This is a genomic window from Pseudomonas sp. IT-P218, assembly GCF_949767605.1.
GTDB classification, from domain to species: domain Bacteria; phylum Pseudomonadota; class Gammaproteobacteria; order Pseudomonadales; family Pseudomonadaceae; genus Aquipseudomonas; species Aquipseudomonas putida_AE.
The window spans coordinates 1-21,022 of the sequence record NZ_CATKQQ010000066.1; the positions used below are offsets into that span (position 1 = coordinate 1).

The 21,022-nt window shown below is 61.7% G+C and carries 17 protein-coding genes and 1 pseudogene; 6 read left to right on the forward strand and 12 right to left on the reverse strand.

Features of this window, described 5'->3' with window-relative positions; all coding sequences use genetic code 11:
- Both ACM6I6_RS24490 and ACM6I6_RS24495 read left to right on the forward strand, forming a co-directional pair.
- A pseudogene (locus ACM6I6_RS24490) lies at positions 1-205 on the forward strand (pyrroloquinoline quinone biosynthesis protein PqqE); the annotation flags it as partial.
- Positions 171-1,997 carry a S9 family peptidase gene (locus ACM6I6_RS24495; RefSeq protein ID WP_414920832.1) on the forward strand — a complete coding sequence of 609 codons (1,827 nt, stop codon included), beginning with the start codon at positions 171-173 and terminating at the stop codon, positions 1,995-1,997. The pseudogene ACM6I6_RS24490 and the gene ACM6I6_RS24495, both read left to right, overlap by 35 nt.
- Before the next feature lie 5 nt (positions 1,998-2,002).
- Here ACM6I6_RS24495 and ACM6I6_RS24500 read toward each other — a convergent pair whose 3' ends face one another.
- Positions 2,003-2,161, reverse strand: coding sequence for a YqaE/Pmp3 family membrane protein (locus tag ACM6I6_RS24500; protein WP_003228885.1), 159 nt, complete (start codon positions 2,159-2,161; stop codon positions 2,003-2,005).
- A gap of 211 nt (positions 2,162-2,372) precedes the next feature.
- Entirely contained in the window at positions 2,373-3,656 is a 1,284-nt protein-coding gene (locus ACM6I6_RS24505) for an aspartate aminotransferase family protein (protein ID WP_323606561.1), read from the reverse strand.
- 169 nt (positions 3,657-3,825) lie between these two features.
- On the opposite strand from ACM6I6_RS24505, the gene ACM6I6_RS24510 reads away from it, so the two are divergent.
- Positions 3,826-4,755, forward strand: a complete 930-nt coding sequence (locus ACM6I6_RS24510) for a LysR family transcriptional regulator (RefSeq protein ID WP_274075526.1) — start codon at positions 3,826-3,828, stop codon at positions 4,753-4,755.
- A 227-nt stretch (positions 4,756-4,982) separates the two neighbouring features.
- On the opposite strand, the gene ACM6I6_RS24515 is transcribed toward ACM6I6_RS24510, so the two are convergent.
- The 10 genes from ACM6I6_RS24515 to bioB all read right to left on the reverse strand — a co-directional run bounded on the left by ACM6I6_RS24515 (position 4,983) and on the right by bioB (position 17,371).
- The gene (locus ACM6I6_RS24515; protein ID WP_414920833.1) at positions 4,983-6,761 is read right to left on the reverse strand and encodes an acyl-CoA dehydrogenase C-terminal domain-containing protein; all 1,779 of its coding nucleotides are present in this window, start codon (positions 6,759-6,761) and stop codon (positions 4,983-4,985) included.
- A gap of 191 nt (positions 6,762-6,952) precedes the next feature.
- The gene (locus tag ACM6I6_RS24520) at positions 6,953-8,749 is read right to left on the reverse strand and encodes an acyl-CoA dehydrogenase C-terminal domain-containing protein (protein WP_414920834.1); all 1,797 of its coding nucleotides are present in this window, start codon (positions 8,747-8,749) and stop codon (positions 6,953-6,955) included.
- A gap of 87 nt (positions 8,750-8,836) precedes the next feature.
- Positions 8,837-10,129 carry a GGDEF domain-containing protein gene (locus ACM6I6_RS24525; protein ID WP_408599159.1) on the reverse strand — a complete coding sequence of 431 codons (1,293 nt, stop codon included), beginning with the start codon at positions 10,127-10,129 and terminating at the stop codon, positions 8,837-8,839.
- A gap of 173 nt (positions 10,130-10,302) precedes the next feature.
- On the reverse strand, positions 10,303-12,108 hold the full coding sequence (locus ACM6I6_RS24530; protein WP_323606565.1) for a phenylacyl-CoA dehydrogenase: 1,806 nt from the start codon (positions 12,106-12,108) through the stop codon (positions 10,303-10,305).
- A 253-nt stretch (positions 12,109-12,361) separates the two neighbouring features.
- Complete coding sequence (locus tag ACM6I6_RS24535) at positions 12,362-12,658, reverse strand: pyrroloquinoline quinone biosynthesis protein PqqE (RefSeq protein WP_414920835.1); 297 nt, start codon at positions 12,656-12,658, stop codon at positions 12,362-12,364.
- A gap of 105 nt (positions 12,659-12,763) precedes the next feature.
- Positions 12,764-13,444, reverse strand: coding sequence for a dethiobiotin synthase (gene bioD, locus ACM6I6_RS24540; protein ID WP_323626429.1), 681 nt, complete (start codon positions 13,442-13,444; stop codon positions 12,764-12,766).
- Entirely contained in the window at positions 13,441-14,253 is an 813-nt protein-coding gene (gene bioC / locus ACM6I6_RS24545) for a malonyl-ACP O-methyltransferase BioC (protein ID WP_274075533.1), read from the reverse strand. Before bioC ends, bioD begins: the two co-directional genes overlap by 4 nt.
- Positions 14,246-14,977 (reverse strand): alpha/beta fold hydrolase, encoded by a 732-nt coding sequence (locus ACM6I6_RS24550; protein WP_414920836.1) that lies wholly within the window; start codon positions 14,975-14,977, stop codon positions 14,246-14,248. The genes bioC and ACM6I6_RS24550 overlap by 8 nt, the downstream gene beginning before the upstream one ends.
- Positions 14,970-16,148, reverse strand: coding sequence for an 8-amino-7-oxononanoate synthase (bioF, locus tag ACM6I6_RS24555; protein ID WP_274075535.1), 1,179 nt, complete (start codon positions 16,146-16,148; stop codon positions 14,970-14,972). Before bioF ends, ACM6I6_RS24550 begins: the two co-directional genes overlap by 8 nt.
- Before the next feature lie 167 nt (positions 16,149-16,315).
- Entirely contained in the window at positions 16,316-17,371 is a 1,056-nt protein-coding gene (bioB, locus tag ACM6I6_RS24560) for a biotin synthase BioB (RefSeq protein WP_414920837.1), read from the reverse strand.
- Positions 17,372-17,465: 94 nt separating this feature from the next.
- On the opposite strand from bioB, the gene ACM6I6_RS24565 reads away from it, so the two are divergent.
- The 3 genes from ACM6I6_RS24565 to ACM6I6_RS24575 all read left to right on the forward strand — a co-directional run bounded on the left by ACM6I6_RS24565 (position 17,466) and on the right by ACM6I6_RS24575 (position 21,003).
- On the forward strand, positions 17,466-18,206 hold the full coding sequence (locus ACM6I6_RS24565) for a ComF family protein (RefSeq protein WP_323626432.1): 741 nt from the start codon (positions 17,466-17,468) through the stop codon (positions 18,204-18,206).
- A gap of 63 nt (positions 18,207-18,269) precedes the next feature.
- Positions 18,270-19,034, forward strand: a complete 765-nt coding sequence (locus ACM6I6_RS24570) for a TOBE domain-containing protein (protein ID WP_274075537.1) — start codon at positions 18,270-18,272, stop codon at positions 19,032-19,034.
- Between the two features lie 67 nt (positions 19,035-19,101).
- Complete coding sequence (locus tag ACM6I6_RS24575) at positions 19,102-21,003, forward strand: PhoX family protein (protein WP_414920838.1); 1,902 nt, start codon at positions 19,102-19,104, stop codon at positions 21,001-21,003.
- Positions 21,004-21,022 lie beyond the last annotated feature (19 nt).

Here is a 21,022-nt window from a genome sequence, read left to right on the forward strand (position 1 = left end):
GGAGAAGGAAAAGGACTTCGGCGGCTGTCGCTGCCAGGCGTTCATGCTCACGGGTGACGCGAGCAACGCCGACCCGGTGTGCAGCAAGTCGCCTCAACACGGCGTGATCCTCAAGGCCCGCGAAGAGGCGGAGCACGCGACCCAGACCATTGAACAACTGGCCTTTCGCAATGAACGAAACTCACGCCTCATCGCAAAAAGCTGAACCCTTCAGCGCCGCCAACGCCGTCGCGGCCGGTATCGACTTTGCCGAACTGCAGGTCGGCGCCCAGGGTTTGTTCTGGAACGAGTACCGCCCGGAGGATGCCGCGTGCCGGATCTGGCACTGGCGCGATGGCGTGGCCCACTGCCTGACGCCACCGCCGTTCAGCGTGCGCAGTCGGGTGTACGAATATGGCGGGGGCGCGTTTTGCCTGACCGGTGACGGCGTGGTGTTCGTCAATGAGGCCGATCAGCAACTGTATCGCCAATCGTTGCAAGGTGAGACGCCCCAGTTGCTGACGTCCGGCTTGTGTCGATACGGCGATCTGCAGTTCGCTAATGGCCAAGTGCTGGCAGTCGAGGAAAACCGCAATGAACACCGCCTGGTGGCGATCGACCTGGCGGATGGCACGCGGCATTTGCTGGCCGAAGGCGCGGACTTTTACGCCGCACCGACCTTGAGTCCCGAGGGGCAACGACTGGCCTGGATCGAGTGGAGTCGCCCGGACCAGCCGTGGACCGCGACCCGCTTGATGGTCGCCCATCGCCAGGCTGATGGCAGCTACGCCAGCCCCTGCTGCGTGGCTGGCGACCAATCCCAGGAGTCGCTGCAACAACCGCGCTTCGACAGTAACGGCCACTTGTACTGCCTGACCGATCGCGCTGGATACTGGCAGCCTTGGGTGGAGTCGGCCGATGGCCTGAAGCCGTTGCCCTGCGCCGCCGCCGACCACGGCCCGGCGCCCTGGCAACTGGGCGGCTGCACCTGGCTGCCACTGGGCAAAGGCAGCTACCTGGCCAGCTGGACAGAAGGCGGTTTCGGCCGACTGGGGCTTTGCGCTACCGGGTGCGACGACTTTACCGGCGACTACAGCCGCTTCCGCCATCTTGCCCTGGATGAGCGGTTCATCTACTGCATCGCGGCGTCCCCCGTCAGTTCCGCGGCGGTGATCGCCATCGATCGCCAAACCCGCCAGGTGAAGGTCCTCGCAGGCGGCATCGCACCGCTGCCCGCCGAGCAAATCAGTCGCCCACAAACCCTGCGCTACCCAAGCGGCTCGAGTGAAGCCCACGGCTTTTTCTACCCGGCCATGACCAGCGACGCCAAGCCGCCACTGGTGGTGTTCATCCATGGCGGCCCGACTTCGGCGTGTTATCCGATGCTCGATCCGCGCATCCAGTACTGGGCACAGCGCGGTTTCGCCGTGGCCGATCTCAACTATCGCGGCAGCAGCGGTTACGGCCGTGCCTATCGCCAGGCCTTGCATTTACGCTGGGGTGAAGTGGATGTCGAAGACGCTTGCGCGGTGGTCAGCCATCTCGCTGATCGTGGCATGATCGACGGCGACAAAGCCTTCATTCGCGGCGGTAGCGCCGGAGGCTACACCGCGCTTTGCGCGCTGGCGTTCCACCAGGTGTTTCGTGCCGGCGCCAGTCTTTATGGGGTCAGCGACCCTGTGGCGCTGGGCCGGGCCACGCACAAGTTCGAAGGCGATTACCTGGACTGGCTGATCGGTGATCCGCAACAGGATGCCGAACGCTACGCCGCCCGCACGCCGTTACTGCATGCCAGCAACATTCACGTGCCGGTGATCTTCTTTCAAGGCGAGCTGGATGCCGTGGTGGTGCCGCAGCAGACCCGCGACATGGTCGAGGCCTTGCAGCACAACGGCATTCTGGTCGAAGCCCATTACTACGCGGATGAGCGCCACGGCTTTCGCAAAGCCGCCAACCAGGCCCACGCGCTGGAGCAGGAATGGTTGTTCTATCGACGGGTTATTGCGTCAGCAAATTGAATGGCTCAGCGCTTGGCGATGATGTACACCGCATGCACGATCCCGGGAATGTAGCCGCACAGCGTCAGCAGAATGTTCAGCCAGAACGCTCCGCCGAAGCCCACTTGCAGAAACACGCCCAGGGGTGGCAACAGAATGGCGATGATGATGCGGATAAAGTCCATGCGAGCAGCTCCTGATTGAAGGGGGCTCACGCGAGCCCATAACCAATCGACCTGTACCGTTGGTCAGGGTTCAGCCCGATTTGCCCGGCCAGTGTATCCAGGCCATGTTTCTGAACGACGCAGCTGCCACAAAAAAACGCCCCACGCCAAAAGAATCAGGCGTGGGGCGTGCGTTATACCGCGAGACGGTTCGGGAATTCGTGGGGCCTGACTAGACGGCGATCCCTTTGCGACATTGCAACTGCGCGGTGCGCACGCGGGAGAAAGCGCGGGCCAGGCGCAGCAGCATTTCATCGATGTTGGCTTTGCTCACCGTCAGCGCCGGGGTGAAACGCAGGCAGTCGGCTTGCGGCGCATCGAGCAACAGCCCTTCGTACAGCGCGGCCTTGACCACGGCGTCGGCCGAGTCGTCGGACAGGGTCAGCCCCCAGAGCAGCCCTTGTCCGCGCAGTTCGCCATGTCCGTAGCGATGGGACAATCGCTGCAGGCCTTCGCGCAGGTGCTGGGCCATTTCCCCGACATGCTCGAGAAAACCCTTGTCCTGCACACTGTCGAGCACCGCCAGGCCGGCCGCGGTCAGCAGCGCATTGCCATGATGGGTGCCACTCATTTCGCCCGCCTCGATGCAGCAGGCCTTGCCCCGCGCCAACAGCGCCGCCACCGGCACACCACCGCCAAGCCCTTTGCCGAGCACGACGATATCTGCGCGCACGCCGTAGGACTGTTCAGCCAGCAGGCTGCCACAGCGACCGACACCGGTTTGCACTTCGTCGAAGATCAGCAGGATGCCCAGCTCGCGACACAGGCGCTCGACCCCTTTGAGGTAATGCGCAGTGGCCGCAATCACCCCGGCTTCGCTCTGGATCGGCTCGAGCATGATCGCCACGGTCCGTTCATCCACCGCCGCGTGAAGCGCCGCGAGATCATTGAAGGGAACGCGGCTGAAGCCCGGAAGCTGCGGCTCGAAACGGTTGATCAGGGTCGAGCTGTCCGACGCCGAAATCGTCCCCAGGCTACGACCATGGCAAGCCTGGTTGGCCACGATGATCCGCGAAGCGCCGCCGCGGTGCCGCTGCCCCCATTTGCGCGCCAGCTTGATCGCCGCTTCGCACGCCTCGCTGCCGCTGTTGAGCAGGTACGCCTGATCGCTTCCAGTGCTGTCACACAGGCGCTGGGCGAGATTGAGCATGCCGCGGTTATGCAGACCGAAACCGGGATTGATCAGCGCTTGCGCCTGCGCGGTAATGGCACTGACCAGTGCCTTGGGGCTGTGGCCGAGGCTGTTGGCGCCGCCGCCCTGGGAGAAATCCAGGTACGCACGGTCCTCGCTGTCCCACAACCAGGAACCCTGGCCACGGACAAAAACCTGTTTGGGCCGATCGACACTGGGCATCAGGTACTCGCTGCAAAGATTGTCGTCCCTGGACGGGGCGCAATGGTCCGCCAGCAAATCATCGAGACTGGGCGATTGCCGACGCAGGCTGAACAGATTCATGGGATCAACCCTCGCAGAAGGTTTTTTGCGTTACCTATGCAAATGCCATCGAAGCAAAGGATATTCATCGCGTTCCGGGGCCCTGTAAGCCTTGTGAATGCAGTTAGACTAGGCCCAGGCAAGGCGTTGAGCCATTTCGATTTAGCAGCATTTTTGATAAGCATTACTTATGGATTTCAAGCAACTGCGTTATTTCGTCGCTGTGTATGAAGAGGGCCATGTGGGCCGGGCTGCCGAGCGCCTGTCGATTTCACAGCCGGCGCTGTCCCAGCAGATCCGCCACCTCGAACAATCCCTGGATGTGAGCCTGTTCGAACGCAGCAGCAAACGCCTGTTGCCGACCTTGGCGGCCCATACGCTGTACAACCATGCCCTGCCCTTGCTCGATGGCTTGCAACGGGCACGGGAAGCACTGGGCAACTTCAAGGGGCATGCGCTGCGCACCCTGGCCATTGGTGTACTGCAAACCGTCCACACCAGCCTGGTGCCACAAATGCTCGAGCGGGTGCGCAAGGCTCAGCCCCATCTGGTGGTGCAGATCTATGAACTGACCGGGCTGGAAATCGAGCGACGACTGCTCAATGGCTCCCTGGACATCGGCATCGGCTACTTGCCGCCTCGCCAGCCGGGATTGCACGGGGTGATGTTGTACGAAGATGAACTGACGCTGGTCATCCCGGCCGACCATCCTTTGCGCGAATTCAAGAAAGTCTCCATGAGCCAGGCCGCCGAATTGCCGATGCTGCTGCTGGGCGAAGAATTTCAGATACGGCAGATCTGGCAGGCGCAACTGGCCAGCCTGGGACGACGCCCGCAGGTACAGGCCGAGCTGAACAACATGGCCGGCATTCTCGACAGCCTGCCGCACACACGGTTGGCGACGGTGCTGCCCGGACGCTCGCAGAAAACCCACGGCAACCGGCAATTGTTGTGGAAACCCCTGAGCGAGCCGCGGGTGCCGCTGAAAGTCGGGTTGGTCTGTCGCGATGTGCAACGGCAACAGGCCTCGCTGGCCTTGCTGCGCACGTTACTGGAGGAGGTGATCAATCGGCCGGATGAGCGTTTGAACAGCCCGTCGATACTGGATGACCTGGGCTAAACACTTTTCTCAAGGCCAAAGAAAACCCCGCCGAAGCGGGGCTTTGCAGACTGTTTCCCTGACATCCTTTTCACTCCGCCGTCCTGGCAGAATCCTACGTGTCCGTGTTGTTACTTTGCGCTTCCTGCGCTACGTCCATGAGAAGTAGATTAGCTGTGGATCCAATTTCCGACTATGGGAGAACAGCAGCACGTCATGTAAGAGAATGCTTACATTAGGTTACATCATCAGAATTGCCCGGCATCCAGCAGGAACAACGATTCGCTACCGGCCTTCACCGACGCGCTCAACGAGTGAATACGCGGCAGCAAGCGGGCGAAATAGAAGCGTGCGGTGCCCAGTTTGCTCGCGTAGAAATCGTCCTGGGTTTCTTTGCCCAGGGCGGCCTTGGCCATCAACGCCCACATGTAGGCGTAAGCGACGTAACCAAAGGTTTGCAGATACTCGACCGACGCCGCGCCGATTTCATTCGGGTTGTTTTTCGCCCGGTCCAGCAGCCATGAGGTCAATTCGTCGAGGGTGGTCACCGCATCGTTCAGTGGCTTGGTGAACTCCGCCAGGTCCGCACTGGCGGTGGCGGTGAAGTGACGAATCTCGTCGGCGAACAGGTTGTAGAACGCACCGCCCGTGCCGACGATCTTGCGCCCGACCAGGTCCAGCGCCTGGATGCCGTTGGTGCCTTCGTAGATCTGGGTGATGCGCACGTCGCGCACCAGTTGCTCCTGGCCCCACTCGCGGATGTAACCGTGGCCGCCGAACACCTGCTGGCCGTGAACCGTGGTCTCCAGACCGAGATCGGTGAGGAACGCCTTGGCCACCGGGGTCAGCAAGGCCACCAGGTCTTCCGCGCGTTTGCGGGTGGTGGCGTCTTCGCTGAACTTGGCGGTGTCCAGTTGCATGGCCACGTAAGTCGAGAAGGCGCGGCCGCCTTCGTTCGCGGCTTTCATGGTCAGCAACATGCGACGCACGTCCGGGTGGACGATGATCGGGTCGGCCACTTTGTCCTTGTTCTGCGCGCCGGTTGGCGAACGGCTCTGCAGACGATCACGGGCATACTCGACGGCGTTCTGGTACGAGCGCTCGCCAGTGGCCAGGCCCTGGATGCCGACGCCCAGACGCTCGTAGTTCATCATGGTGAACATCGCCGCCAGGCCCTTGTTCGGCTCGCCGACCAGATAGCCCACGGCTTCGTCAAAGTTCATCACGCAGGTCGCGGAGGCCTGGATGCCCATCTTGTGTTCGATCGAGCCGCAGTTGGCCGGATTGCGCGCGCCCAGGCTGCCGTCGGCATTGACCATGAACTTGGGCACCAGGAACAGCGAAATGCCTTTTGGCCCGGCCGGTGCGTCCGGCAGTTTGGCCAGCACCAGGTGGATGATGTTTTCGGTCAGGTCGTGTTCGCCGCCGGTGATGAAGATCTTGGTGCCGCTGACCTTGTAGGAACCGTCGGCCTGAGGCTCGGCCTTGGTGCGGATGATCCCAAGATCAGTGCCGGCGTGCGGCTCGGTCAGACACATGGAACCGGCCCAGACGCCGGCGTACATGTTCGGCAGGTAGGCGGCCTTCAGCTCTTCACTGGCGTGGGCGTTGATCGACAGGCATGCACCCGCAGTCAGCATCGGGTACAGACCGAACGACAGGCTGGCCGAGTTGACCATTTCTTCGACCTGGGCCGAAACGGCCTTGGGCATGCCCATGCCGCCGTAGGTCGGATCGCCACCGACACCGACCCACCCGCCTTCAGCGTAGGTCTGGTAAGCCTGTGGGAAACCCGCCGGCGTAGTGACAGCACCGTCGACCCAGTGGCAACCTTCTTCATCAGCGGCACGGCTCAGGGGTGCGATGCTTTTGCTGGTGACCTTGCCGGCTTCTTCGAGAATAGCTTCGACCGTTTCAGCATCAATGGTCTCGGCCAATGCTGGCAGCTCGGCCCAGAGTTTGGCGACCTCGAATACTTCATTGAGGACGAAGCGCATATCGCGCAGGGGCGCTTTGTAGTCAGCCATGGCAAACCTCGCAAGATCTAAACAGGTGAATCGTAGGAGTTGTTTTTTTCGTTGGTTCCGAGTGTAACCCAACAACTTTTGCGACACATAGGGTCGATCTATGACCGTTTTGTAATGTTTAGTCACCGACTATTGAGTCATAAAAAAGCCCGCAATTCAGCGGGCCTTCCTTTGTGATTCATTTTAAAAGATTAAAGCGCGAATATTTCCGCTGGCAGCTTCATCAGGCAATCACTGCCTGCCTCGATGGCTGCCCGATGAGCGGCAGTACGCGGCAGCAATCGCTTGAAGTAAAACTCGTTGGTGGCGAGCTTGCCCTGACAGTAATCGGCATCACCGCTGCCCGAATCCAGCTGCGCCTGAGCCACCAGCGCCATGCGCAGCCACAAGTAGCCGAGGATGATGTATCCGCTGTACATCAGGTAATCCACCGACGCGGCGCCGACTTCATCCGGGTTTTTCATCGCGGCCATGCCGACCTGGGTGGTCAGTTCGCCCCACTGCTGATTGAGCGCGTTGAGTTGCGCCACATAACCGGCCAACTGCTGATGCCCGGCGTTCGCCGCACAGAACTTGTGGACGATCTTGGTGAAGCCGCGCAGCAGCTTGCCCTGGCTGCCGAGGACTTTACGCCCGAGCAGGTCCAGCGCCTGGATGCCGTTGGTGCCTTCATAGATCGGCGCGATGCGGCAGTCACGAACCAGCTGTTCCATGCCCCATTCACGAATGAAACCGTGGCCACCGAACACCTGCATGCCATGGTTGGTCACCTCCAGCCCGGTCTCGGTCATGAAGGCTTTGCAGATCGGTGTCAGGAAGGCCAACAGGTCTTCGGCGTCCTGGCGCGCCGTTGCATCCGCGCTCAGGTGCGCCACGTCGAGCAATTGCGCAGTGAAGTAAGTCAGTGCCCGGTTGCCTTCGTTGAAGGCTTTCATGGTCAGCAACATCCGGCGCACGTCCGGATGCACGATGATCGGGTCAGCGGCTTTTTCCGGAGCCTTGGGGCCCGTCAGCGCGCGCATCTGCAAACGGTCGTTGGCGTATTTGATCGCGCCCTGGAAACTCGCTTCGCCCAGACACAAACCCTGCATGCCAGTGCCCAGCCGCGCGTGGTTCATCATGGTGAACATGCAGTTGAGGCCCTTGTTCGCTTCCCCGATCAAAAAGCCCTTGGCCCCGTCGAAGTTCAGCACGCAGGTGGCCGAGGCCTTGATCCCCATCTTGTGCTCGATGGAGCCGCAGGAAACGCCATTGCGTTCGCCCGCTTCACCCTCGGCATCGGGCAGGAACTTGGGCACGATGAACAGCGAGATGCCTTTGGTCCCGGCCGGCGCATCCGGCAGTTTCGCCAGGACCAGGTGAATGATGTTGGCGCTCATGTCGTGCTCGCCGGCGGAGATGAAGATCTTGCTGCCGGAGATCGCGTAGCTGCCGTCGGCTTGAGGCACGGCGCGGGTCTTGATGATGCCCAGGTCAGTGCCGCAATGGGCCTCGGTCAGGCACATGGTGCCGGTCCATTGGCCGGCGGTGAGTTTACTCAGGTAGGTGTGTTTCTGTTCGTCAGTGCCATGGGCGTGGATCGCCGACATGGCGCCGTGGGTCAGGCCGGGGTACATGCCCCAGGACGTGTTGCTGGAACCGACCATTTCGCTGATGACCAGCCCCAGTGAACTGGGCAGCCCCTGGCCGCCATACGCCGGATCAGCCGCCAGGCCATGCCAGCCACCCTCGACGTATTGGGCGAAAGCCTGCTTGAAACCTGCGGGCGTGGTGACCACGCCGTTGTCGAAATGGCAGCCCTCTTCGTCGCCGCTACGGTTGAGCGGCGCCAGCACGTTCTCACAGAACCGTGCGCCCTCTTCGAGGATCGCACTGATCATGTCCGGGCTGGCATCGGTGGCGCCGAGGGCGGCGTAGTTGCTGTGAAAATCGAAGACGTGGTCGATCAGAAAGCGCATATCGCGCAGGGGAGCCTTGTAGTCGGGCATGGTCATTTCTCCGGCAGCAGATGACTGCAACCTACTGCCGCCGACCCACCCTTCACAATCACAGTCCAGACGCTGAATGCGCCGTCATCACTCAACCGTAGCGGCGTCCATGCGCACGGCGCCACGGCGGCTCTGCCCGAATGCCATCACGCAGTTACGCCCGGCGCCCTTGGCGCTGTAGAGCGCCTCGTCCGCGGACTTGAGCACTTTCTCGGGGGTGCGTTGCTCCACGCGTTCGGCAACGCCGATACTCACCGTCACAGACACGCTCGAGGCACTGGCGCCCGCGCGACGCTGCCGGCCCTGATTGTCATCCTGTGGACGGCTGTCCTGATTGCGCAGATGAATGTTGTAGGTGGCGATGGACTCGCGAATGACCTCCAGGTGCGGCATGCACTCTTCGAGGGTCTTGCCTGCAAACACCAAGGCGAATTCTTCACCGCCATAGCGATAGGCCTTACCACCCCCGCCGATTTTCGACAACTTGCTGGCGACCAGTCTCAACACCTGGTCCCCCACGTCGTGCCCGTGGGTGTCGTTGAATTTCTTGAAGTGGTCGACGTCACTCATGGCCAGCACATAGTTGCGCCCCAGGCGCTGCATGCGCTCATTCAACGCCCGGCGCCCCGGCAGCCCGGTGAGTTCGTCACGGAAGGCCATCTGATAGGCCTCATGGGCCACGGCGGCGGCGATCATCAGCATCACCTGGCTGCACATGATGTTCAGCGTAAAGGGCAGGATGAAGGTTTTCGGCAACATCCAGAATAGCCCGAGCAACCCCACCAGCTGGGCGGCATGCAGGGGCCTTGGGTGACGCCAGTACTGCCAGGCCAGCAGCAGGAACACGGCGATGAACACAGGATAGGACAGCTGGATCAGGCTCATCCAGGCGCCGTGCAAGACAGGCCAGCGAATCTCCGCCAGCCACACCAGCAGCGTCTGCGGATAACTTTGCTCAAGGGCCAGGGCCACGCTACCCACGGCCAGCAACACGGCGAAACGGGCGACCATGTCCTGGAACAGATGAGTACGCTCCTGCCACGCGGCGAACACGCCGAACAGCAACGGCAACAGCAGGCAACACAAATGAAACACCACCGCGGCGTCCTCACGCACCTTGCCGTGGTCGCGGTAGTAATCGGTCTGGGTGTCGAGCAGGAAGTAGGCGATGTACACCGTGACCATCAGGAACAGTTCACGCTGGCGTCGATAGACTGCGCAGTAGGCACCGCCAAGCAACAGCACCAGGGTGGGAAGCACCTGGAACAGCGACGTGAAGAAGACGTTCAGGTCCTTGATATAGGCAGCCGCGAGCCCCGCCAGCAACAGCAGCAATGAAGGCAAAAAGTGACTTACACGCATAGGGGAAGAACGCGGCAAAGGTATGGCTCCGACCCGTCATATCAGTGATGGCAATGTGCCCATAACTGTAACGGCAGGAACCCGGACTTGCTTAGCCCATTACCGAGGTATTTTCATGACAGTGCCTGCGCAGGCACAAAAAAGCCGCTGCTCCGGAAGGAACAGCGGCTTTTCAAGAAGCGCGTTAGGACTTAGTAGCCCAGCGCGAAATCTTCTTCTTTCATGTCCATCAGGTTGTTGGCGCCCGACAGCATGGTTGCAACGTGAGAGCGGGTACGTGGCAGGATGCGCTGGAAGTAGAAGCGCGCGGTCTGCAGCTTGGCGGTGTAGAACGCCTCTTCGGATGTGCCGGCAGCCAGTTTCTCGGCAGCCAGGCGCGCCATGTCAGCCCAGAAGTAGGCCAGGCAGGCGTAACCGGAGTACATCAGGTAGTCCACGGAGGCCGCGCCGACTTCTTCGCGATCTTTCATGGCGGCCATGCCGACCTTCATGGTCAGCTCGCCCCATTCCTTGTTCAGTGCAGCCAGCGGTGCAACGAACTCTTTGACAGCGTCGTTGCCTTCGTTGGTCTGGCAGAACTTGTGGACGATCTTGGTGAAGCCTTTGAGGGCTTCGCCTTGGGTCATCAGCACTTTACGGCCCAGCAGGTCGAGTGCCTGGATACCGGTGGTGCCTTCGTACAGCATCGAAATACGGCTGTCGCGAACGTTCTGTTCCATGCCCCACTCGGCGATGAAGCCGTGGCCGCCGTAGATCTGCACGCCGTGGTTGGCGGATTCGAAACCGACTTCGGTCATGAAGGCCTTGGCAATTGGCGTCATGAACGCCAGCAGTGCGTCGGCTTTTTTCTTCTCTTCCTCGTCCACGCCGTACTTGACGATGTCGACTTGCTTGGCGGTGAAGTAGACCATCGCGCGGTTGCCTTCGGCGAACGCTTTCATGGTCAGCAGCATGCGACGCACATCCGGGTGCACGATGATCGGGTCAGCGGCTTTGTCCGGCGCTTTCGGGCCAGTCAGCGAACGCATTTGCAGGCGATCACGAGCGTATTTCAGGCCGCCCTGGAAGCCGATTTCGGCATGGGCCAGGCCTTGCAGCGCAGTACCCAGGCGTGCGGTGTTCATGAAGGTGAACATGCAGTTCAGGCCTTTGTTCGCCGGGCCGATCAGGTAACCGGTGGCCGCGTCGAAGTTCATCACGCAGGTGGCGTTGCCGTGGATGCCCATCTTGTGTTCCAGGGAACCACAGGACACGGCGTTACGCGCGCCAACCGAACCATCGGCGTTCGGCATGAACTTCGGCACGATGAACAGCGAGATGCCTTTGGTGCCAGCCGGTGCATCCGGCAGGCGGGCCAGCACGATGTGGACGATGTTGTCGGCCATGTCGTGTTCACCGGCCGAGATGAAGATCTTGGTACCGGAGACTTTGTAGGAACCGTCGGCCTGAGGCTCGGCCTTGGTGCGCAGCATGCCCAGGTCGGTGCCGCAGTGCGGTTCGGTCAGGCACATGGTGCCGGTCCATTCGCCGGACACCAGTTTGGTCAGGTAAGCCTCTTGTTGCTCAGGCGTGCCGTGCTCGGAAATGGTGTTCATCGCGCCATGGGAGAGGCCCGGGTACATGCCCCACGACCAGTTGGCTTCGCCGACCATTTCGCTGACCGCCAGACCCAGGGACTCCGGCAGGCCCTGGCCGCCGTGCTCCACGTCGTGGGCCAGGCTTGGCCAGCCGCCTTCGACGAATTGCTTGTAGGCCTCTTTGAAGCCAGTCGGGGTCTTAACACCGGACTCGCTCCAGGTGCAGCCTTCGATGTCGCCCACACGGTTCAGCGGAGCCAGCACCTGCTCACAAAACTTGGCGCCTTCTTCAAGAATGGCGCTAACCATGTCTGGAGTTGCGTCTGCACAAGCCGGAAGGCTCTGATAGTGCGCCTCGTAGCCGAGCAGTTCGTCACGAACGAAGCGAATATCACGCAAGGGGGCCTTGTAGTCAGGCATAGCGATAAACCTCTGCTGATGTAACCGGGAATGAGCGACCGTTGTCGAAACGATCAAACAGTTGTTTGAAACATACGTTTACGCCCAAATCTTGTCAAGCACCGATCTTTTGCCATTCGTCATCCGACGACCAATTAGCGCGCACGCGGGCCTGACGCTGTTGGCCTGAGCAACGCGCAGCGTGAGAAAGATAGTGGATAGCAGGACTCACGCTGAAAGCGTACCCGTCAGACGGTGCGCTTTCAGCGTGAGTTCAGGCGTAGGTGTCGATCAGGGTGCCAAGCATTTCGTCGGAAGCCTTGGCGACTTTGGCGCCCAGCTCCACCTGAAACCTGCCTTCGGCCATGGCGATAATGCTGCTCACGAGGTCAGACTGCTGACTGCGGTCGACTGAACGCAGGCGCTCGGCCTGAGCTTCGGAAGATTGGCTGGTCACCGAACGCTCGATCGTTGTATTGGCGATTTGTCCGGCGGCTTGATCGACACGGTTCTGCCCCGCCTGGACAGTGCTCAGGCCAGCATAAAAAGCGGTATTACCCGAAATTTCCATGGAAGAACTCGTCCTTGCAAAGAGTCGTCAATACCATTGAAGCAGACATACCGGGAAATGGCCCGTCAAAAACACTAATAGCACAGTGCCTCCATCGCCAATACCTTAGTCCAGCAGGTCCAGTTGCAGGTGCTCCGCCACCGCTTCGGCCGTGACCATCTTGAGTTTCGGCACCCGTCCCAGGCACGGCGCCGGGAGGCGTTCGGCGAGGGTTGCGAGGTTTTCTTCCAGGCGTGCGGTCTTCGGATCAATGATGTTCGCCACCCATCCCGCCAGCTGCAGGCCATCCCGGGCAATCGCCTCGGCCGTCAGCAACGCGTGGTTGATGCAGCCCAGGCGTATACCGACCACGAGGATAACCGGCAGGTTGAGCGCCATTGCCAGGTCCGACAGGTTGTCCTGGTCCGCCAATGGCACGCGCCAGCCGCCAGCGCCCTCGATCAGGGTGAAATCGGCCTGCATGTCGAGAATCTCGCGCATCGGCGTCAACAGCGATTGCACGGTCAACGCGATGCCGGCCTCGCGCGCGGCCAGGTGCGGCGCAATCGCCGGCTCCAGCGCCAGCGGATTGACCTGGGCGTAGGTCAGGGGCAGCGAACATTCCGCCAGCAGCGCCAGCGCGTCGGCATTGCGCAGGCCCTTGGGCGTCACCGAACAACCAGAGGCCACCGGCTTGCCCGCGGCCGTGCTTAACCCGGCTGATCGCGCGGCATACAGCAGGCCGGCGGCAATCGTGGTCTTGCCGACATCAGTGTCGGTACCGGTGACGAAATACGCGGAGCTCATAAGGGTTTCTCCAAAACGGCATACACCACTTGATAAGTCGCCGGCAGGCCCTGGGCCTGACGAAACTGCTCATAAGCCTCGACCAGGCCGAGAATCCGCGCCCGACCGGTCAAGCCCCCCGGTCGCCCGGGGTTCAGGTTGTGCGCCCCCAAGGCCTTGAGCTCATGGGTCAGGCTGCGCACGTCCGGGTAATGCAGCACATGCGCCTGGTTTTCCAGGCTGATCGCCCGCAAACCGCTGGCCGCGCACAGCTGCTGATAAACGCCAAACTCGCGGAAGCGGTTGACGTGCACCATGCCATCCACCTGACGCCAACTGTCACGCAGTTCGAACAACGTGCCCACACATAGACTAGCAAATGCGAAAACGCCCCCGGGTTTCAGTACTCGATGGGCCTCGCTGAGTACCGAAGTGAAGTCCGCGCACCACTGCACCGCCAGGCTGGAGAAAATCAGGTCGCACGTTGCATCGCGCAACGGCATGCGCTCGGCGTCGCCGGCGATGAAGTGCGTGGCGCCGCCCAAGGGCCGGGCGTGGTTGAGCATGCCTTCGGCGATGTCCAGCGCCACACCTTGGCTGACGGGAAACCGCTCACCCAGCGCACGACTGAAATGGCCGGTGCCGCACCCAAGGTCGAGCCAGCGCTGCGGCACGAACGCCTGGGGCAAACGGTTGAGCAACTGGCTGCCGACATCACGTTGCAACTCAGCCACGCTGTCGTAGCTCGACGCCGCACGGGAAAACGACGCGGCTACCTGGCGCTTGTCGGGCAAAGCGCCGGGCAATTGGGGAAAAGATAAATCAGTCATCGCCGCACTCATGCAAAAAGGCCTGGATTGCCCCCGCCACACCGTGGGGATTTTCCAGGAGGAACGCGTGGCCGGCCTGTTCGATCAGACCGATTTCAACATCCGGCAGCAGCGCCAGTAACGCCTCGGCGGCTTCGGCCGGCACCAGCCCGTCGAGGCCGGCATACAGATGCAATTGCGGACCGCGGAACGTCTGCAGGGCCTGGCGGGTATCCAGTTGCGCAAGCAACTCCAGGCCACTCATCAGCACCGCCGGCGAGGAGTGTGGCGCGCCCCCGAGCAACAACCTCGACAAGCCGCGCGGGTCTTCGGCACCTTGGGCACAGAGCAGTGAAAAGCGCTTCAACGTCGTGCGCGGATCGGTAGCGCAACCCGCCAGGAAGGCATCGAAGGTTTCCCCGGGCATTGCGGTTGGCCATTGTTCATGGCTGACAAAACAAGGGTTGCTCGCCAGGGTCAGCAGGCCACAGCAACGGTCGCCACGACGCGCCGCCAACTCGGACGCAAGCATGCCACCCAGCGACCATCCACCTAGCCAGGCGTCCTGTGGCACGCTGGCGTCGAGTTCATCGAGCCAATGTTCGAGATGGCTCGAGTCGAGCTCGGGCAGCGGCTCGATTTCCACGCGCAGATGTTCGTCCAGCCCCTGCAAGGCAGCGGCCAATGGCTCCAGCGGCGAAATCCCGAGACCCCAGCCGGGCAGCAGAATCAGTCGATCACGCATGGCCAGGCTCCGGTCCCAGTCGTTCATGACAATCGGCCAGTCCCTCTAACAATAGCTGCACTTGCGCCTCGCTATGGGAAGCGGTCAGGGTCACGCGCAGTCGGGCGCTGCCAGCCGGCACGGTTGGCGGGCGGATGGCGCTTACCATCAATCCGCGTTCGCGCAGCATCTGCGACAAACGCACCGCGCGCCCGGCGTCACCGATCATGATCGGCTGGATCGGCGTGAAGCTGTCCATCAGCTCCAGGCCGATCTGCTCGGCGCCTTGGCGGAACTGGCGAATCAGCGCCTGCAAATGCTCGCGACGCCAATGCTCGCTGCGCAGCAGTTCCAGGCTTTTGAGGGTCGCGCAGGCCAGGGCCGGGGGTTGGCTGGTGGTGTAGATGTAGGGGCGGGCGAACTGGATCAGGCTCTCGATCAACTCTTCGCTGCCGGCGACAAAAGCACCCGCCGTTCCGAACGCCTTGCCGAGCGTGCCGACCAATACCGGCACGTCTTCCTGGCTCAGGCCGAAATGCTCGACGCTGCCGCCACCCTGGGCCCCCAGGGGACCGAAACCGTGCGCGTCATCGACCATCAGCCATGCACCCTTGGCCCTGGTTTCCCGGGCCAGCGCTGGCAGATCGGCAATGTCGCCGTCCATGCTGAACACCCCGTCGGTGACGACCAGCGTATTGCCGGTGGCTTTTTCCAGGCGCTTGGCCAGGCTCGTGGAGTCGTTGTGCAGATAGCGATTGAAACGTGCGCCAGACAACAGCCCCGCATCCAGCAACGAAGCGTGATTGAGCCGGTCTTCGAGCACCGTATCGCCCTGCCCCACCAGCGCCGTGACCGCACCGAGGTTGGCCATGTAGCCGGTGGTGAACAGCAGGGCACGCGGGCGACCGGTGAGGTCGGCCAAGGCTTCTTCCAGGGCGTGATGCGGGGTGCTGTGGCCGATGACCAGATGCGAAGCCCCGCCACCCACGCCCCACTTCGCAGCCCCGGCGCGCCAGGCTTCGATCACTTGCGGGTGATTGGCCAGGCCCAGGTAATCGTTGTTACAGAACGCCAGCAATGGCTGGCCGTCGACCACTACTTGCGGGCCCTGCGGGCTTTGCAGCAATGGACGTTGGCGGTAGAGGTTTTCAGCACGACGGGCAGCCAGGCGTGCGGCGAGATCGAAAGACATGCAGGCCTCGGTGTCAGATCGCAGAGTGCAAAAGTTGCACGATCCCCTTTGGGAGCCAGCCTGCTGGCGATGACGGACGGTCACTCAACATTGACGTCGATTGACCTGACACCATCGCCAGCAGGCTGGCTCCCACAGGTTTTGCATTTCTTCAGAAGGATCGGAGGTCAAACAGCCGCGTTATAGAACTGCTCGCTGCTCTTCTGCTCCACCAGCGCCTGTTCGATGGCGGCCTGAGGCACTTCGTCGGCGTGTTCTTCGCGGGCTTCCGGCAGGATCCCCAAACGCCCGAACAGTTGCATGTCCTTGTCGGCCTGTGGGTTGGCAGTGGTCAGCAGTTTTTCGCCGTAGAAAATCGAGTTGGCGCCGGCAAAGAACGCCAGGGCCTGCATCTGCTCGTTCATGGCTTCGCGGCCAGCGGACAGGCGCACGTGGGATTTTGGCATCAGGATCCGCGCGACCGCGAGCATGCGGATGAAGTCGAACGGATCGACGTCGTCGGCATTTTCCAGCGGCGTACCGGCGACTTTCACCAGCATGTTGATCGGCACAGACTCCGGATGCTCCGGCAGGTTGGCCAGCTGGATCAGCAGGTTGGCGCGGTCATCGAGGGACTCGCCCATGCCGAGGATGCCGCCGGAGCAGATCTTCATCCCCGACTCACGTACGTAGGCCAGGGTTTGCAGGCGCTCGCTGTAGGTGCGGGTGGTGATGATGCTGCCGTAGAACTCAGGCGAGGTGTCGAGGTTGTGGTTGTAGTAATCGAGGCCGGCCTTGGCCAGCGCTTCGGTCTGGTCCTGATCGAGGCGACCGAGGGTCATGCAGGTTTCCAGGCCAAGGGCTTTGACGCCTTCGACCATTTTCAGCACGTAAGGCATGTCTTTGGCCGATGGATGTTTCCACGCCGCGCCCATGCAGAAACGGGTCGAACCGATGGCCTTGGCACGCGCAGCCTCTTCGAGGACCTTCTGCACTTCCATCAGCTTTTCTTTTTCCAGGCCGGTGTTGTAGTGACCGGACTGCGGACAATATTTGCAATCTTCCGGGCAGGCACCGGTCTTGATCGACAGCAGGGTCGATACCTGGACGCGGTTGGCGTCGAAATGCGCGCGGTGCACCGTCTGCGCCTGGAACAACAGGTCATTGAATGGCTGAACGAAGAGTGCTTTGACTTCGGCCAAAGACCAGTCATGACGCAAAGTTGCAGAGGTGCTGGCGCTCATGGGCGTTTCCTTTGTTTTATGCTTTGGCAGGCGACCGGGAAAGGGAATTTCCACCGGCGCATCACAGGTGTTTCGGCATATTTAAGGAAGAGCCATGCGCTGTCAACCACGATACGACAAGCAGGTTTACATCTGGTTAAAAAACAAACAGCACTGTTTGCTGTGTGATGAAGCGGCTGATGGCTCCACGCCCATTTGCATGGCTTGCGAAACCGAACTGCCCTGGCTCGGCGAGCACTGCCAGACCTGCGCCCTGCCCTTGCCCGCTGCCGGCCTGACGTGCGGCCAGTGCCTCAAGCAGCCTCCGGCGTTTGAACGAGTGGTTGCGCCCTGGACTTACAACTTCCCGATCGACAGCCTGATCACCCGCTTCAAGCACAGTGCGCAATGGCCGTTGGGCCACCTGCTCGGCGAACTTCTCGCTCAATCCCTGCAACATCGCTTCGACGATGACTTGCCGCGACCCGATGCGCTGGTCCCCGTGCCGATGGCTGCCCGGCGCCTGCGCCAACGAGGCTTCAATCAGGCTGCAATGCTGGCGCGTTGGCTCAGCGAACGCCTCGATGTGCCTTCCGATGAACGGTTGCTATCGAGAACCCAAGACACCAACGCCCAACAAGACCTCAACGCCGCGGCCCGCAAAAAGAACCTGCAACACGCCTTCGCCCTGGCACCCGACGTATCGGTGAAGAGTCGCCATCTGGCGCTGGTGGACGACGTACTGACCACGGGTGCCACCGCGCAAGCACTGGCTTGCCTGCTGATGGACGCAGGCGCCACACGGGTCGACGTCTATTGCCTGGCACGTACACCCAAACCTGGCGAGTCGCCGTGACTTGACTCCCGGGCCCCGAGCCGCCAACGTCCTCTCTATCGTCATTGCCCAAAGCGTCTTGCCATGTCCTTGCCTACGCTGTTGTCCCAGCACATTGTGCGCCGCCCGCAACGCATTGCCCTGCTGCAACACATCGCCGAGCAGGGCTCGATCACCCGCGCGGCGAAAAGCGCGGGCCTGAGCTACAAGGCCGCCTGGGATGCCATCGATGAACTCAACAACCTTGCGCAAAAACCGTTGGTGGAGCGCAGTGTCGGCGGCAAAGGCGGTGGCGGCGCGAAACTGTCCACCGAGGGCGAGCGTGTGCTACGCCTCTATCAAAAGCTGCAGGTGCTGCAAGCCCAGGTCCTGGAGGCCGCTGAAGACGCCAGCGACCTCGATCTGCTCGGTCGCCTGATGCTCAGGACCAGCGCACGCAACCAGTTGCACGGCAAGGTGGTGGCCATTGAAACCCAGGGCCACAACGACCGGGTCCGCCTTGAACTGGCCGAAGGCTTGAGCATCGCTGCGCAGATCACCCACGACAGCACCGTGCGCCTGGACCTGCAAACCGGCACCGAAGTGGTCGCCCTGATCAAGGCCGGTTGGCTCGATGTGCTGGGCAGCGGCGACGAGGCAACACCCGGACACAATTGCCTCGAAGGCGTCATCGAGGAAATCCTCGACGCCGAAGACGGCCCCTGCGAAGTGCGTATCGGCCTGCCCAACGGCCAGACGCTCTGCGCCCTGGCCGAGCCCTGGCATTTGCAATCGCGCAAGCTGACCAGCGGCAAACCGGTGCGCGCGCAGTTCTCCCCGTCCAACGTATTGCTCGGCACGCCGCTTTAAATACACCTGCAACAAAAGCGTCATCGTCCGCCATTAAGGTGACTGCAAAAATCGCAGGGAGCCTGATGTGAGCCTATTAGAAGACAACCAACCCACCGACCTCGAACAGATGGTCGGCCTCAGCCGCCGTGGCTTTATCAGCGCAGGCGCCTTGTGCGGTGCCGCCATGTTCCTCGGCGGCAACCTGCTGAGCCGCAGCGCACTGGCCGCCAGTGTCAGCGCCGGCACCAGCCGGTTGCTGGGTTTCGAGAGCATCCCCGCCGCGACCAGCGACGCGATCAGCCTGCCACCCGGCTACAAGTCTTCGGTACTGATCAGCTGGGGTCAGCCCCTGCAGAACAACGGCCCGGCCTTCGACGCGAGTGGCAACGGCAGCGCCGAGCATCAGGAAGTCCAGTTCGGCGACAACAACGACGGCATGAGCCTGTTCGCCTTCCCCGATGACAACAACCGGGCGCTGATGGCGATCAACAACGAATACACCAACTACCGCTACCTCTACCCCCACGCGGGCATGCCGCAATCAGCGCAGGAAGTGCACAAGGCCCTGGCCTGCGAAGGCGTGTCGGTGATCGAAGTGCAGCGCAAGGAGGGTCATTGGCAGTTCGTCCAGGGCTCGCCCTACAACCGCCGCATCCACGGCAATTCGCCGATCAACCTGAGCGGCCCGGCTGCCGGTCACGCACTGCTGAAAACCAATGCCGATGCGCAAGGCAAGACCGTCCTCGGCACGTTCCAGAACTGCGCCAACGGCAAGACGCCTTGGGGCACCTACCTGACCTGTGAAGAGAACTTCACCGATTGCTTTGGCAGTACCAATGCCGAGCAGAAATTCGACGCCGCGCAGAAACGCTACGGCGTGGTGGCGACCAGCAAAGACATCAACTGGCATCAACACGATTCGCGCTTCGACCTGGCGAACAATCCCAACGAACTCAACCGCCACGGCTGGGTGGTCGAGATCGACCCGTTCGACCCGAAATCGACCCCGGTCAAGCGCACCGCACTGGGCCGTTTCAAACACGAAAACGCCGCCCTGGCTGAAACCAAAGACGGCCACGCCGTGGTGTACATGGGCGACGACGAGCGCGGCGAGTTCATCTACAAGTTCGTCAGCCGCGACAAGATCAACCACAAGAACCCCAAGGCCAACCGCGACCTGCTGGACCACGGCACCCTGTACGTGGCCCGTTTCGATGCAGGCGACGGCAATGCCGATCACCCCAAAGGCCAGGGTGAATGGATCGAACTGACCCACGGCAAAAACGGCATCGACGCCAGCAGCGGTTTTGCCGACCAAGGCGAGGTGTTGATTCATGCCCGTCTGGCGGCCAGCGTGGTGAAAGCCACGCGCATGGACCGTCCGGAATGGATCGTCGTCAGCCCCACGGACGGTCAGGTTTACTGCACCCTGACCAACAACGCCAAACGCGGCGAAGAGGGGCAACCGGTGGGCGGGCCGAACCCGCGCGAAAAGAATGTCTACGGGCAGATCCTGCGCTGGCGCACCGACCGCGATGACCACGCCTCGAACACCTTTGCCTGGGATCTGTTCGTGGTCGCCGGCAACCCGCAAGTGCATGCCGGCACGCCGAAGGGCGGTTCGTCGAACATCACCCCGCAGAACATGTTCAACAGCCCGGATGGGTTGGCGTTCGATAAGGCCGGTCGGCTGTGGATACAAACCGATGGCGATTCGAGCAATGCCGGTGATTTCGCCGGCATGGGCAACAACCAGATGCTCTGCGCCGACCCTGCGACCGGGGAAATTCGTCGGTTCATGGTCGGGCCGATTGGCTGCGAAGTGACGGGCATCAGTTTTTCGCCGGACCAGAAGACGTTGTTTGTCGGGATCCAGCATCCGGGGGAGAACGGTGGTTCGACCTTCCCTGAGCACCTGCCGAACGGCAAGCCGCGGTCTTCGGTGATGGTGATTACCCGGGAAGATGGCGGGGTCGTCGGCGCCTGACAGGGCCTCTTCGCTGGCA

Bases quoted from the DNA above. Each gene is read 5' to 3' on its own strand.
- ACM6I6_RS24495 (WP_414920832.1), top strand. From the start codon at position 171: ATGAACGAAACTCACGCCTCATCGCAAAAAGCTGAACCCTTCAGCGCC.
- ACM6I6_RS24500 (WP_003228885.1), bottom strand. From the start codon at position 2,161: ATGGACTTTATCCGCATCATCATCGCCATTCTGTTGCCACCCCTGGGC.
- ACM6I6_RS24505 (WP_323606561.1), bottom strand. From the start codon at position 3,656: ATGAATCTGTTCAGCCTGCGTCGGCAATCGCCCAGTCTCGATGATTTG.
- ACM6I6_RS24510 (WP_274075526.1), top strand. From the start codon at position 3,826: ATGGATTTCAAGCAACTGCGTTATTTCGTCGCTGTGTATGAAGAGGGC.
- ACM6I6_RS24515 (WP_414920833.1), bottom strand. From the start codon at position 6,761: ATGGCTGACTACAAAGCGCCCCTGCGCGATATGCGCTTCGTCCTCAAT.
- ACM6I6_RS24520 (WP_414920834.1), bottom strand. From the start codon at position 8,749: ATGCCCGACTACAAGGCTCCCCTGCGCGATATGCGCTTTCTGATCGAC.
- ACM6I6_RS24530 (WP_323606565.1), bottom strand. From the start codon at position 12,108: ATGCCTGACTACAAGGCCCCCTTGCGTGATATTCGCTTCGTTCGTGAC.
- ACM6I6_RS24535 (WP_414920835.1), bottom strand. From the start codon at position 12,658: ATGGAAATTTCGGGTAATACCGCTTTTTATGCTGGCCTGAGCACTGTC.
- bioD (WP_323626429.1), bottom strand. From the start codon at position 13,444: ATGAGCTCCGCGTATTTCGTCACCGGTACCGACACTGATGTCGGCAAG.
- bioC (WP_274075533.1), bottom strand. From the start codon at position 14,253: ATGACTGATTTATCTTTTCCCCAATTGCCCGGCGCTTTGCCCGACAAG.
- ACM6I6_RS24550 (WP_414920836.1), bottom strand. From the start codon at position 14,977: ATGCGTGATCGACTGATTCTGCTGCCCGGCTGGGGTCTCGGGATTTCG.
- bioF (WP_274075535.1), bottom strand. From the start codon at position 16,148: ATGTCTTTCGATCTCGCCGCACGCCTGGCTGCCCGTCGTGCTGAAAAC.
- bioB (WP_414920837.1), bottom strand. From the start codon at position 17,371: ATGAGCGCCAGCACCTCTGCAACTTTGCGTCATGACTGGTCTTTGGCC.
- ACM6I6_RS24565 (WP_323626432.1), top strand. From the start codon at position 17,466: ATGCGCTGTCAACCACGATACGACAAGCAGGTTTACATCTGGTTAAAA.
- ACM6I6_RS24570 (WP_274075537.1), top strand. From the start codon at position 18,270: ATGTCCTTGCCTACGCTGTTGTCCCAGCACATTGTGCGCCGCCCGCAA.